This is a genomic window from Wenyingzhuangia sp. IMCC45574 (assembly GCF_054182685.1).
In genome coordinates, this window is sequence record NZ_CM135169.1 from 741,998 (window position 1) to 755,759 (window position 13,762).

14 protein-coding genes are annotated in these 13,762 nt (G+C 33.6%); 7 read left to right on the forward strand and 7 right to left on the reverse strand.

Annotated elements, in window-relative coordinates; genetic code table 11:
* Positions 1 to 22: 22 nt before the first annotated feature.
* Positions 23 to 361, reverse strand: coding sequence for a tRNA-binding protein (locus tag ACXHHC_RS03220; protein WP_458228212.1), 339 nt, complete (start codon positions 359 to 361; stop codon positions 23 to 25).
* A complete protein-coding gene (locus tag ACXHHC_RS03225) occupies positions 358 to 1,956 on the reverse strand; it encodes an ABC transporter substrate-binding protein (protein WP_458228213.1) in 1,599 nt (532 codons plus the stop codon). Before ACXHHC_RS03225 ends, ACXHHC_RS03220 begins: the two co-directional genes overlap by 4 nt.
* A gap of 105 nt (positions 1,957 to 2,061) precedes the next feature.
* On the opposite strand from ACXHHC_RS03225, the gene mtaB reads away from it, so the two are divergent.
* The 4 genes from mtaB to ACXHHC_RS03245 all read left to right on the forward strand — a co-directional run bounded on the left by mtaB (position 2,062) and on the right by ACXHHC_RS03245 (position 5,847).
* Complete coding sequence (mtaB, locus tag ACXHHC_RS03230; RefSeq protein WP_458228214.1) at positions 2,062 to 3,420, forward strand: tRNA (N(6)-L-threonylcarbamoyladenosine(37)-C(2))-methylthiotransferase MtaB; 1,359 nt, start codon at positions 2,062 to 2,064, stop codon at positions 3,418 to 3,420.
* Positions 3,421 to 3,428: 8 nt separating this feature from the next.
* Complete coding sequence (locus tag ACXHHC_RS03235) at positions 3,429 to 4,076, forward strand: alpha/beta hydrolase (protein WP_458228215.1); 648 nt, start codon at positions 3,429 to 3,431, stop codon at positions 4,074 to 4,076.
* A 36-nt stretch (positions 4,077 to 4,112) separates the two neighbouring features.
* Positions 4,113 to 5,012, forward strand: coding sequence for a lytic transglycosylase domain-containing protein (locus ACXHHC_RS03240; protein WP_458228216.1), 900 nt, complete (start codon positions 4,113 to 4,115; stop codon positions 5,010 to 5,012).
* A 151-nt stretch (positions 5,013 to 5,163) separates the two neighbouring features.
* Positions 5,164 to 5,847 (forward strand): hypothetical protein, encoded by a 684-nt coding sequence (locus ACXHHC_RS03245; protein WP_458228217.1) that lies wholly within the window; start codon positions 5,164 to 5,166, stop codon positions 5,845 to 5,847.
* 18 nt (positions 5,848 to 5,865) lie between these two features.
* On the opposite strand, the gene ACXHHC_RS03250 is transcribed toward ACXHHC_RS03245, so the two are convergent.
* The 5 genes from ACXHHC_RS03250 to ACXHHC_RS03270 form a co-directional block, all read right to left on the reverse strand.
* Positions 5,866 to 6,330, reverse strand: a complete 465-nt coding sequence (locus ACXHHC_RS03250; protein WP_458228218.1) for a DUF1456 family protein — start codon at positions 6,328 to 6,330, stop codon at positions 5,866 to 5,868.
* A 3-nt stretch (positions 6,331 to 6,333) separates the two neighbouring features.
* The gene (locus ACXHHC_RS03255) at positions 6,334 to 7,269 is read right to left on the reverse strand and encodes an NAD(P)H-dependent flavin oxidoreductase (RefSeq protein WP_458228219.1); all 936 of its coding nucleotides are present in this window, start codon (positions 7,267 to 7,269) and stop codon (positions 6,334 to 6,336) included.
* Positions 7,270 to 7,271: 2 nt separating this feature from the next.
* Entirely contained in the window at positions 7,272 to 7,652 is a 381-nt protein-coding gene (locus ACXHHC_RS03260) for a RidA family protein (RefSeq protein WP_458228220.1), read from the reverse strand.
* An 11-nt stretch (positions 7,653 to 7,663) separates the two neighbouring features.
* On the reverse strand, positions 7,664 to 8,854 hold the full coding sequence (gene mnmA / locus ACXHHC_RS03265; protein WP_458228221.1) for a tRNA 2-thiouridine(34) synthase MnmA: 1,191 nt from the start codon (positions 8,852 to 8,854) through the stop codon (positions 7,664 to 7,666).
* A gap of 87 nt (positions 8,855 to 8,941) precedes the next feature.
* Positions 8,942 to 10,879, reverse strand: coding sequence for a hypothetical protein (locus tag ACXHHC_RS03270; protein WP_458228222.1), 1,938 nt, complete (start codon positions 10,877 to 10,879; stop codon positions 8,942 to 8,944).
* 157 nt (positions 10,880 to 11,036) lie between these two features.
* Between ACXHHC_RS03270 and purB the strand changes: the two genes are divergently transcribed.
* From purB to ACXHHC_RS03285, 3 genes are all read left to right on the forward strand, one after another.
* Positions 11,037 to 12,380: an adenylosuccinate lyase gene (gene purB, locus ACXHHC_RS03275; RefSeq protein ID WP_458228223.1), complete on the forward strand. Its 1,344-nt coding sequence runs from the start codon at positions 11,037 to 11,039 to the stop codon at positions 12,378 to 12,380.
* Positions 12,381 to 12,384: 4 nt separating this feature from the next.
* A complete protein-coding gene (locus tag ACXHHC_RS03280) occupies positions 12,385 to 12,756 on the forward strand; it encodes a hypothetical protein (protein ID WP_458228224.1) in 372 nt (123 codons plus the stop codon).
* A 382-nt stretch (positions 12,757 to 13,138) separates the two neighbouring features.
* Positions 13,139 to 13,705 (forward strand): Crp/Fnr family transcriptional regulator, encoded by a 567-nt coding sequence (locus tag ACXHHC_RS03285; RefSeq protein WP_458228225.1) that lies wholly within the window; start codon positions 13,139 to 13,141, stop codon positions 13,703 to 13,705.
* Positions 13,706 to 13,762 lie beyond the last annotated feature (57 nt).

Below are 13,762 nucleotides of genomic sequence, written 5' to 3' on the forward strand. Positions count from 1 at the left end.
AATTAACAAATCAACTTAAAGCTTAAGCTATTTTAGTTCCATTCTTCACCGTACGTTCTGGGTTCAATAAAACCACCTCTTTATCACCTCCCAAACCTCCTAAGACCAAACATTCACTCATGATGTTTGCTATTTGTTTCGATGGAAAATTCACTACAGCCACTACTTGTTTCCCAACAAGTTCTTCTGTTGTATACAATTCGGTAATTTGAGCAGATGTTTTTTTAATTCCTAACTCCCCAAAATCAATTTGCAATATATAAGCAGGATTTCTAGCTTCTTTAAACACCTCGGCACTAATTACCGTTCCAACTCTCATATCTACCTTAGCAAAATCGTTCCATGATATTGTTTCCATCATTCTTTAGTTTTATATACTTTTTTTAACGTTAATATATTCGTTGGATTCGTAGTTAATCCTTTTACATTTTTATGCTTAAAACGAACTATTTCATCGTAAAACATAGAAACTACGGGAACATCTGCTAAAATAATACTATCCATTTTTTTGTAGAGTACACCCCTAGCTTTAGGATCTGTGGTAGCCAAAGAAGCTTCGTACAATTCATCATAAACTTCATTCTTATAATGACAATAATTCGGTCCCTTGGGAGAAAAGTTTTTACTGTAGAACAGAGATAAAAAATTCTCTGCATCTGGGTAATCAGCAATCCACCCTACTCTAAAAGTGGGTAATTTACCATTGGCTTTCTTTTGTCTTAACACTGGTGAGGGTAAAATCTCTATTTTAATTGTTAAACCAATTCCTTGTAGCTCTCTCTGTACAAATTCAAACAAATCGGTATAACTAGAATTGGATGCTATTGTAACTGTTGGATTTAAATCTCCTGTTTCTTTTTTGTATTGCTCTATATACTCCTTTGCTTTTTCAGGAAAATAGGTTTTTAACGTATCTCCTGCGTATCCTGGTAAGCCTTTAGGAATAAACCCTGTGGCAGGTTGTCCAATATTATTTCTTAGGTAACGAAGCATCTTAGCTCTATCGAAACCACAATTAATGGCTTTTCTAATGTAAGGGTGATTGTCTACAGTTTTACCCTCCATATAAAAAGCAATGTATTCGTTAATTAAATAAGGGCTTTTGTCTAAAAATATTTCTCCATTGTACTTTTCTAACAACGCTCCTTGTGGAGACAACAATTCGTCTTTATAAGAAGTATGCAAATCATTTAAAACATCAGAATTCCCTTGTATAAACTGCATAAACTCGGTTTGTTTATCATTGTAAAATGTAACCGCTACAGCCTCTAAATAAGGAAGTTGTTTTCCATTTTCATCTTTTTCAAAATACAATGGATTTCTACGAAAGACCAATTTGGTATTCTCTACCCAAATCTTGAACTGAAAAGGCCCTGTACCCACAGGATTTGATCGGAATTCATTTCCGTAAAATTCCACTGCCTCTTTAGGCACCACACAACAGTACTGCATGGTTAACAAACCTAAAAAAGGAGGAAATGCTTGGTGTAAATTAATTCTAAAGACAGAATCATTCACTGCTTTAAAATCTTTAACATTCTGCATTACCCATCGCCCAGAAGAAGCCACCTTAGGATCTACCAAACGACCAAAACTATATTCAAAATCGGATGCTGTAACCGTTCTTGTACTGTCCTTTCCAAAAACTGCATTTTTATGAAAATAAACATCGTTTCTTAAAACAAACTCATAGGTTTTATTTTCATTGGATATTTTCCACGACTTGGCAATACAAGGATGCACGTTTAACTGCTCATCAAAAGCAACCAAACCATTAAACAATTGATTTGTTGCCCAATAAATAGGCTCATTTTTTGCAAATGCAGGGTCTAATGTTGTTATATTATCCTTTTCGTTGTATCTAAAAACTTGCGAATCGTCGTAAGAATGCTGCTGTTCTTTACAAGCAATAAGCACAAATACTAAAATGCAAAAAGGGACTATTTTTTTAATCATGGAATTAATTTACTAGTAATGAAATTGTTATACAAAACACAGCGCAAAATCAACATTGTATATGGTTAAAAAAACGTATATTTGTGCCCCTGTAAATTTACAAGAATGAGCACGCAAAAAAAAGTCGCTTTTTACACCTTAGGATGTAAATTAAATTTTTCTGAAACTTCTACCATTGCTCGTAACTTTCAAGACGAAGGTTTTACACGTGTAGACTTTGAAGAACATGCTGATATTTATGTAATTAACACCTGTTCTGTTACAGACAATGCAGACAAACGTTTTAAAACGATTGTAAAAAGTGCTTTGAAACAAAATGACAATGCATTTCTAATTGCAGTTGGTTGTTATGCCCAATTAAAACCAGAAGAATTAGCTGCTGTAGATGGTGTAGACTTGGTATTGGGTGCTACGGAAAAATTCAAGGTGACAGATTATATTAATGATCTTTCTAAAAATGATTTGGGTGAAGTACATTCTTGCGAAATTGAAGATGCCGATTTTTATGTAGGTTCTTATTCTATTGGAGACAGAACTAGGGCATTCTTAAAAGTTCAGGATGGATGTGATTATAAATGTACTTACTGTACCATTCCTTTAGCTCGTGGTATTTCTAGAAGTGATACGTTAGAAAACGTATTGCAAAATGCCAAAGAAATTTCTGAAAAAGGAATTAAGGAAATTGTACTTACAGGTGTAAACATTGGAGATTACGGAAAAGGTGAATTTGGTAATAAAAAACACGAACACACTTTTTATGAGTTGGTAAAAGCATTGGATAAAGTAGATGGAATTCATCGTTTACGAATTTCTTCTATTGAACCCAACTTACTAAAAGACGAAACTATCGATTTTGTAAGTACTTCTGCTAGTTTTGTACCTCACTTTCATATTCCTTTACAAAGCGGTAGCGATGAAATCTTAAAAAAGATGAAACGTCGTTACCTAAGTAATTTATACGTAAACAGGGTAACTAAGATTAAAGAAGTAATGCCTAACGCTTGTATAGGTGTAGATGTTATTGTTGGTTTTCCTGGAGAAACGGATGAATTATTCTTAGAAACTTACAACTTCTTAACCGAGTTAGATATTTCTTACTTACATGTTTTTACTTACTCTGAACGAGACAACACAGAAGCTGTTGATATGGAAGGGGTGGTAGCTAAAAATGTACGAGCAAAACGTAGTAAAATGCTACGCGGGTTGTCTGTTAAAAAACGTAGAGCTTTTTATGAAAGTCAATTAGGAAATACCTTAACCGTATTGTTTGAAAGCGAAAACAAAGACGGTTACATACACGGATTTACAGAAAACTATGTAAAAGTAAAAACTCCTTGGAATCCTGGCTTAGTGAATGAATTACACACAGTTACTTTGACTGAAATTGACGAAGATGGAATGGTTCGTTTTAATTGGGTAAACAACCCAGTTGAAAATACTGTAAATTTGAGTGAACTTTTGTAAAACTCATTGTGAAACGACACGTTTATTTTATTCCGGGTATGTCTGCCAGCGCTACTATTTTTGAGCGTATTCATTTGCCTAAAGATCGTTACGAAACGCATCTTACAGATTGGCTAATGCCTCTAAACACGCGTGAGTCTTTAGATAGCTATGTAAGTAGATTTTCCCAAATAATTCAGGAAGAGAATCCTATACTAATTGGAGTTTCCTTTGGTGGAGTTATAGCACAAGAACTGGCTAAAAAAATTACTGCGGATGTTATTATTATTTCTAGTATAAAACATCAAAACGAATTAAGGCCTTTCTATCAATTTTTAAGAAAGACAAAACTATATGTGCTCTACCCTCCTACACTTGTTAATTGGCTAGAGAAAATACTTTTTTTAATAGGATCTAAGCAATTAAAACGTACCATACATACGTATAGAAAATTCCTACCTATTAGAAACATTTTGTACACCAAATGGGCTATTCATACTTTTTTAAATTGGAAAAAAACAGATGCTAACATCCCTATTCATATACATGGGAGTAAAGACCCTGTGCTACCAATACAATACATTTCAGACCCCATTCCTATAAAAAATGGAGACCACGCTATGATTATTACAAAAAGTAGTAGTATTAATCAGTCTTTACTGAAGGTTTTGGTGTGATTTTTGTAGCTTTGTTACTATAATGTTGAAAGCTATATGAACATGAAAAAACGCCTTTCTTTTGTATTACCTGTTATTGCAATAGCCATTGCGATTCCTTTTTTAATAAAAGCCACTCCATCTACTAAAAAGACCGGAGAATCTTATATCATTAAAGCAATTAAAACTCCCAAAAACTTACTTTTTGCTGGAGAAAGAGTTCCTTTGGAAAAAATTGATATTAGAGAACGCATAGACAGAGAATTTTTGGTAAATACTTACTGGCAGTCTAATGGACTGTTATTAATCAAACGTTCAGAAAAATTCTTCCCTATTATAGAACCTATTTTAGCAAAACACAATATTCCACAAGACTTTAAATATTTAGCGGTTATAGAAAGTGGCTTGCAAAATGTTACATCTCCTGCTGGAGCTAGAGGTTTTTGGCAATTGATGTCTGGAACAGGGAAAGAATATGGATTAGAGGTAAATAAAAATGTAGACGAACGTTATCATTTAGAGAAAGCTACAGAAGCTGCTTGTCAGTACTTATTAAAAGCAAAAGAAGAATTTGGTTCTTGGACAAAAGCTGCTGCTTCTTACAATATTGGTATGAGTGGTTTAAGAAGAAGAATGGAAGCACAAAAAGTAAACTCTTACTACGACCTACTCTTACCTGATGAAACAGCTCGTTATTTACCTAGAATTATAGCTGTTAAAGAGATTTTATCTAAACCTTACGATTATGGTTTCTCTTACGATAAAAACGATTTGTACAAACTTCCTACATCTACCACAGTAGAAGTTGATACTGCTATTAGCAATATTGCAGATTTTGCCATTCATTTTAACTCTAACTATAAGGAGCTAAAAATCCTGAATCCATGGCTAAGAGAAAACAAACTGAACAACAGCAGCAAACGCTTGTACAAAATTAAAATCCCTAGACAGAACTAAGCTTAGTTCAACAAATATTGAGTAATTCGTAACTTTAAAACACTTTATTTTAATTTATACAAACTATATGTTGCTTAACTAAACACATTCGTAGCATAAAAAAGATTATCTTGTGATTAATTTTATTTCAGATAAATTACAATCACAACCAATGAAAAAAATATTCATTTTATTTTTAGCAGCTACTACGTTATTTTCGTGTAAAAAGAAAAGTAGCAAGCCTAAAGTACAACCTGGACAAGCTACATTAATTTCACCTGCAAACAACGAAAGCTGTAACCAAGGAAACGTGTTAAGCGATCCTGATTTAAGTACCGTTAGTTTTAGTTGGTCTGCAGCTACCGAAACAGATAGTTACACCATAGTAGTAACCAACTTAGGAGACAATTCTAAAACTGAAAAAAGCTTTACTACCAATTCTGCACAATTGGATATAAAAAGAAATGCCAACTTTTCTTGGTATGTAATTTCTAAAACTTCAGAAAGTGATTTAACAGCACAAAGTGCTACTTGGAGTTTTTACAATGCTGCGGAGGGAGCAGTAAACCACGTTCCTTATCCTGCCTCATTGGTAAGCCCAACAATGAATGAAACCACTACTGGTAAAGACGTTACTTTAACATGGTCTGGAAGCGATAATGACAACGACATTGACGAGTATGAAATCTTTTTAGGAACTAACAAAAACAACTTAACATCTCAAGATACTAGTACCAACGAGACGTTAGCGGTTTCTTTAATCGCAAATACAGATTATTTTTGGAAGGTACACACCAAAGATGCTGCAGGAAACATATCCATTTCCTCAATTTTTGAATTTACAACAGGAAACTAAACATAAAAAAAACAACCCTTATTTAGGGTTGTTTTTTCTATATAAACCATTTAAAAAGTTTCTTAACACCTGATCCTGACATCTCTTATAATGATGATGGCTTGGTTTTCTAAAGAAAGCAGACAACTCCGACTTTCCAAAATTCAATCCAGCTAGATTTAACAAGGACAAGATGTCTGTATCTTTTAAATTTAAAGCTATTCTTAATTTTCTAAAAATTATATTGTTATTCAACTCCTTTTCTGCAACAGGAGTTACCCCTTCTTTTTTTCCTCGGTAGTGAATAATCATACCATTTAAAAAATGTGCCAATTGCTCGTCTTCTAACGAGTTATTCTCTTTCTCTTCTGTATCCTTTTCTAAATACTTAGATATATGTTCCTTTTGTACCGTTACTCCTACATGTCCAAAAAAAGAAATTAAGGTCTCTGGAGTATAGTTAAAAGCATATTTTAGTCTACGAAAAACATCGTTATTTGTCATCTTCTATAAGTTTTGTTTCACCCAATTGTATTCGTTAATCATTTCCTCTATCAATACTTTGGTAGTAGGAATAGAATGAATCAACCCGGCAATTTGTCCAATTTCTAATTTACCATTTACTACTTCTCCATCAAAAATCCCTGTTTTTAATTTAGCAGCATCGTAAAAGCTTTTTAATACCTCTTTAGAAGGATTTGTTAGATACAACTCTAACAGCTTTTGGTAATAATCATTTTTTATAATTCTAACAGGAGCTAATTCTTTAAATGTTAACTGCGTATCCCCATCTTGCAACTGGGTAATTAACTTTTTAAAATTCTGATGAGCCGAAGACTCTTGCGTTACCGCAAATCTACTTCCAATTTGCACACCATCTGCTCCCAGTACTTGTGCTGCCAATATCCCTTTTCCACTTGCAATTCCTCCAGCGGCAATTAATGGCACATTTATCTGCTCTTTAATCATAGGAATTAAAGTAAACGTTGTGGTTTCTTCTCTTCCGTTATGCCCACCAGCTTCAAATCCTTCGGCTACAATGGCATCTACACCAGCCTCTTGTGCCTTTAAAGCAAACTTTATGCTACTTACCACATGTACTACTTTTATTCCTAAAGCTTGCAATTTGGCTGTCCATAACTTAGGATTCCCTGCAGAAGTAAATACTATTTTAACCCCTTCCTCTATTACAATCTGCATCAATTCATCAACCTGAGGGTACATTAGTGGTATGTTTACTCCAAAAGGCTTGGACGTATTTTGTTGGCACTTTTTAACGTGTGCTCTAAACACATCAGGATACATAGAACCGGCACCTAACAAACCTAATCCTCCTGCATTGCTAACAGCAGTCACTAGTTTATGTCCACTTACCCACACCATTCCTCCTTGAATTATAGCATAGTCTATTCCAAAAAGTTCCGTTATTCTATTGTTTTGCATCCTTACTTCTTAAGTGCAGTTACCTGAATCTCTATTTTCATGCTCTTATCCGCCAAACCCGCAGCAAACATTGTAGCAGCAGGCTTTATAGCTCCCAAATACTTTTTCGTAACTGGCCAACAAGCTTTAAAATCATCGGCATTGGGCAGAATATAAGTAACTCTTACCACATCTTCTAAAGTAGCATCTGCTTGTGTTAAAGCATCTATAATATTCTTAAAACACTGTTCTGCTTGCGCTACCACATCATTACTAATGGTCATAGTAGCATAATCGTAGCCTGTAGTACCAGAAACAAAAATCCAGTTTCCTTGTACCACCGCTCTTGAATAACCAATGTTTTCTTCTAAAGGTGAACCTGAACTAATTAATTTCTTTTCCATTTGGATTTTTTTTATGCTATTACTCCAGAACCTAACAATTCTTCGTTTAAATACCAAGCCACAAATTGCCCTTCTTGAATAGCAGATTGTGGATTTTTAAACTCCACATACATACCACCATTTACTTGGTGTAAAGTTGCTTTTTCTAAAGGCTGACGGTAACGAATTCTAGCTTCTACTTCCATACTTGCTCCTTCTTTTAAAGCTAAATCTTCTCGTACCCAATGTAATTCATCGTTTCCAACAAACAACACCTTTCTATACAGTCCAGGATGTTGCTTTCCTTCTCCTGCAAAAATTATATTTTCTTTTACATCTGTTTCTATAACAAACAAAGGCTCTTGGGTACCTCCTACAGCCAATCCTTTACGTTGACCTTTGGTAAAATAATGAGCTCCTTGGTGCTTGGCTACCGTTTTACCACTCTCTAAGTTATACGTATATTTTTGTCCATAAAAAGCCAACTCTTCCTCTTTGCTCTCAAATTGAGGAATTTCTCTTTGATAGCTCTCATAATCTTTAGCCACCTGTACAATAACTCCCTCTTTAGGTTGTAATTTTTGTTGTAAGAATTCTGGCAAACGTACTTTCCCAATAAAACACAACCCTTGTGAGTCTTTCTTTTCAGCGGTTACTAAATCTAGTTCTTTGGCAATTTCTCTTACCTCTGGTTTGGTTAACTCCCCTATAGGAAACAACGCTTTAGACAACTGCTCTTGAGACAGCTGGCATAAAAAGTAAGATTGATCCTTGTTGTTATCTACCCCTGCTTTTAGTTGGTAAATTTCATCTCCATTGACATTGGTTTCTACCGCTCTACGGCAGTAATGTCCCGTAGCTACATAATCTGCTCCTAAGTCCAATGCTATTTTCATAAACACATCAAACTTAATTTCTCTATTACATAGTACATCTGGGTTTGGGGTTCTCCCACGTTCGTATTCGTTAAACATATAGTTAACAATACGCTCTTTATATTCTTCGCTTAAGTCTACCACTTGGAAAGGAATCCCTAATTTCTCTGCCACTAACATGGCATCGTTACTATCTTCTAGCCAAGGGCATTCATTAGAAATGGTTACAGAATCGTCGTGCCAGTTCTTCATAAAAAGACCTATTACTTCGTATCCTTGTTGCTGTAATAAATAGGCTGCTACACTACTATCTACTCCTCCAGAAAGACCAACGACTACACGTTTCATATTCAAAAAATTTAAGTGCACAAAGATACGACAAAAAAGTAGGAACTTAAAACAAGTAGAAAGCTGTCTTAACCAAACTAAAAGATGTTATTTCTTTGATTTATTTTTTTTACCAATATTCTCCAAAATCTGTTCGTCTGTAAGTTTTTGTGATTCTTTTTTTACAGGAATCTTCTTCTTTTTTTTCTGTATGTTCTCTAGAATTTGTTCGTTGGTCAATTTTTGTGTTTCCTTTTTTACAGGAACTTTCTTCTTCTTTTTCTCTATGTTTTCTAAAATCTGTTCACTGGTTAACTTTTGTGCAGATTTCTTCTTGTACTTAGCCTCGTTCTTCTTTTTTATATTCTCTAGAATCTTCGCATCTTCCAACTTCTTTTCTTTGATAGCCTCATCCATTTTAGAAGAAAGACTTTTTAAAATATCATCATCCGATCTCTTATCGTATTTAGGTCTGGTTTCTTCTATACGCTTTTCTTTAATTTTTGCCAGAATCTCTTCATCAGTCATTCTTTCATATTCAACTTGCTCTTTTTCTTTAGATTTTATATTGGCTAGAATTTCATCATCAGTTAGCTTAGAATACTCTTTAATTTCTTGTCTTTTAGATTGAATACTTTCTAGAATTTCATCATCAGACATTTTAGCATAATTATTTGTTTGAGCTTCTACTTTTTGTTTTGACTTGATACTTACCAAAATTTCTTCATCACTTAACTTGCTGTAAGATGTACCTACTTCTCCTCTTTTAGCTTTAATATTATCTAAAATTTCTTCATCCGTTAGATCATCGTACACCATTTCATCTACCACTTGCTTGGCTCTGATGTTTGCTAAGATTTCTTTATCCGTAAGTTTACTAAACTTCTTACCTGTGTCTTCTTTACGTTTCTCCTTTATATTCTTTAAAATCTCATCGTCTGACAAGGCTTCATATTCAATTTCATTAACTACTTGTTTGGCTCTAATATTAGCTAGTATTTCCTCGTCTGTTAATTTAGCATAGGCAGATTTTTCTTCTTTTTTCTTTGAACGAATATTCTCTAAGATCTCCTCATCAGAAAGTTTAGCATATTTTTCATCCTCTTCTTTTTGTTTCGCTCTAATATTAGCTAAAATCTCATCATCCGTTAACTTTTCGTAGGTAATTGCCTCTTTTCTTTTTGCTTGTATGTTCGCCAGTATTTGAGCATTGGTTAACTTTTTGTAGCCTTTGGTAGCGTTTTCCTGTTGTTTGGCTCTAATATTGGCTAAAATTTCTTCATCGGTTAACTTTGCATACCTTCTAGGAGCATTCTCTTCTGCCTTACCTTCTATGCTTCGCATGATTTCATCATCTGAGGGCTTATCTCTTTTAAGATTGGGTTCTTTGTATCCCATATACTCCCCATCTATATAATAATCCCATCGTCCTACCTTATAATCTTTATAATACAGCCCAGACTCTTTAATCTTACCATTGGCTTCGTAAAAATTACATCTTCCGTGTAGAATTCCATTTTCATAAGTCATTTCGTGCAACTTAACTCCTTGGTTAGACCACCTGGTGCTTACACCATTTATAATTCCGTTCTGATAATGGATTTCTTCGGAAACTTTTCCATTCTTATGATAGACTGTTTTTTTCCCATTTAAAATTCCATTCACATAATTCTCCTCTAAAACTAATTTGTTTTTGTGTCCAAAAAACTGCCAAAGCCCTTCTCTTTTCTTTCCCTTAAAAGCTCCTTTGCTCTGTAAATTCCCGTAAAAATCATAAAAAGTTGTTTCGCATAGGTTAGAACCTTTGGTAAAAACTCTTTTAATAGAAGGAAAGTTGTTTTCTATTTTGTTTTTATAGAACAAAAAAGTCCCTACTTCTTTTCCGTGTTCAAACACCCCAGTGTAACGCACTCGTCCGTTGGCATATCTTTTCTCCCAGTATCCGTCACGTTTTCCTTGCGCATCTAACTGATTGATGTTTTCTTTTTGGGCTGAAGAAGATGTTGAAAAAAGGATAAACAACACTAAAAACTGTAGTAATTTCATGCAGTATCTATTTTGAAATTTTAGTTTTATTTGACACTTAAAATCAAATGAATTTAAGCTTTGATTGTTTGCTAAAAGTACAAAGTTACAGGTATATAAAAAACATCTTTTTACTTTTCTTAATTTGATGTACTTTTGCATCCTAAACAAAAAGAAAATGAGTTTATCAAGTTTAAATGCCATTTCTCCAATTGATGGAAGATATAGAAGTAAAGTAGCTTCTTTAGCCGCTTATTATTCTGAGGAAGCATTAATTAAATACAGAGTAAAAGTAGAAATTGAGTACTTTATTGCATTGTGTGAAATTCCATTACCACAACTAGAGGACTTTGATACTTCTTTATATGATGCTTTAAGAAAAATTTACGAAGATTTTTCTGCTGAAGATGCTCAAAAGATAAAAGATATTGAGAGTGTTACCAATCACGATGTAAAAGCTGTTGAATATTTTATTAAAGAAAAGTTTGATGCTTTAGAATTACAAGCATACAAAGAATTTATTCACTTTGGTTTAACATCTCAGGATATTAACAACACTGCTATTCCATTATCTATTAAAGATATGTTTACAGAAGTTTACAACGATTCTTTACAAGGAGTTGTAGACAAGTTAAAGGAATTGGCTATAGAATGGAAAGATATTTCTATGTTGGCTCGTACCCATGGACAACCTGCTTCTCCTACCCGTTTAGGAAAAGAAATTATGGTGTTTGTAGAACGTATAGAGCAACAAGTTAAATTGTTAGAAGCAATACCACACGGAGCTAAATTTGGAGGTGCTACAGGAAACTTTAATGCACACCATGTTGCTTATCCAAACATAGACTGGAAGTCTTTTGGAAGTGATTTTGTAGAAAATATTTTAGGGTTACACCACTCTTTCCCTACAACTCAGATTGAACACTACGACCATATGGCTGCTATTTTTGATGCCGTTAAACGTATTAACACAATCTTAATTGATTTAGATAGAGACGTTTGGACTTACGTTTCTAACGATTACTTTAAGCAAAAAATTAAGAAAGGTGAAGTAGGTTCTTCTGCAATGCCACACAAAGTAAACCCTATTGATTTTGAAAACTCTGAAGGAAACCTAGGAATTGCAAATGCTATTTTTGAACATTTAGCGGTAAAACTACCTGTTTCTAGATTGCAACGTGATTTAACAGATTCTACCGTTTTAAGAAATGTTGGAGTTCCTTTTGGACATACTTTAATTGGTTTTGCATCTACTTTAAAAGGATTAAACAAGTTGTTAATTAACACCGATGCTTTTGCAAAAGACTTAGAAAACAACTGGGCTGTTGTTGCAGAAGCAATTCAGACAATTTTACGTAGAGAAGCTTACCCAAGTCCTTACGAGGCATTAAAAGGGTTGACTCGTGTAAATGAAAAAATTACAGGACAAACTATTGCAAACTTTATAGATACTTTAGAAGTATCTGAGGCTATAAAACAAGAATTAAAAGCCATTACTCCAAGTAATTATACTGGAATTTAATTCTATGAAAGGTCTTATCTACACTCTAGTAACATTCGTTTTTATTTCCTGCAACACAGGAAGTAAAACGGATGTTACTGTTTTTAAAGAAGGATATTTTAAGACCTATTTGGGAGAACGTAAAGACAGCTCTTACTTTTACAGAGATGCACACTACCAAATAGAAACCTACCGTAACCAAGTAGATACTTTTAAAATATCTTGGACCTCTAATTTTGAATACGAGTTAAGAAAACTGAATCCTAACTCTAAATTAGATAGCATTCCTTTTATTGTTAAAATAACCGGTTTAAAAGAAAACTCTTATCAGTTTAAAGGATCTTACAAAGGAAGCAACTTTAAACAAGAGGGAATCACCTATAAGCTAAAGAAATAGCATGTAACTCTTCTTTTTATTTCTTTAAACTTTATACAAAAAGAATAGGTCCTTTAAAGCCCCACCTTCATAAAACTAAAAGAGGTTATTTGTGTTTACTTTTACTACAATATTACACTTATAAGAGTTGTTAAAAACTCGTCAGCAAAAATATCCCCCAATTAGTGCATTTTCGACTTTGTTTCTAGCCTTTAGTTCCCTACTTTTAAACTGGGTTGGCCAAATACCTAAGTTATTAAACCTGTTGGTGGATAATGTAAATACTAAATACAAAAACTGCATAAGTAGTTCTTTAGTATAGATGATTACGATCATTTCCAGTATAACATCTAAATCAATTCCTTTACAGCCTTTTTAGTAACTTGTCTTTTAAAGAATAGAAATGGAAAGACTAAAACTTTTTTTTGATGAAATAGCACCTATGTCTGTTGCCGACTGGGAATTATTCTCCTCCTATTTACACAAAGAAGTATTTCCTAAAAAAAGTAAGTTGCTGGCACAGGGAAATACAGAAAAATACATTTCGTTTATAGAAAAAGGAATGGTTAGATATTACATCCCTAAAATAGACAACGACCTTACTTTTAGTTTTGTATTTGAAAATGAATTTACAACAGGGTACGACTCTTTTATCTCACAAAGTCCCTCTTTATACGAGATTCAAGCATTGGAAGAAACTACCGTTTGGAGAATCTCTTTTGCAGATTTACAAAAAGTATATAAAAACACGCTTGTGGGAAATACCATAGGAAGAAAAATGGCTGAAGCTATATTTCTTGTAAAAGCAAAAAGAGAACTTGATTTATTAAACAAAAGCCCCGAAGAAATGTATCTGGAACTTTTAAAAACACGTCCAAGGTTATTCCACGACATTCCTTTAAAATACATTGCCTCTTATATAGGAATTACACCACAAGCCTTAAGTAGAATTCGCAAACGAATTACTTAACCCAGATTCATTGTTTGCACTTTAAAAGTATCTGAATTTTGTAATCAATCTTAAAAT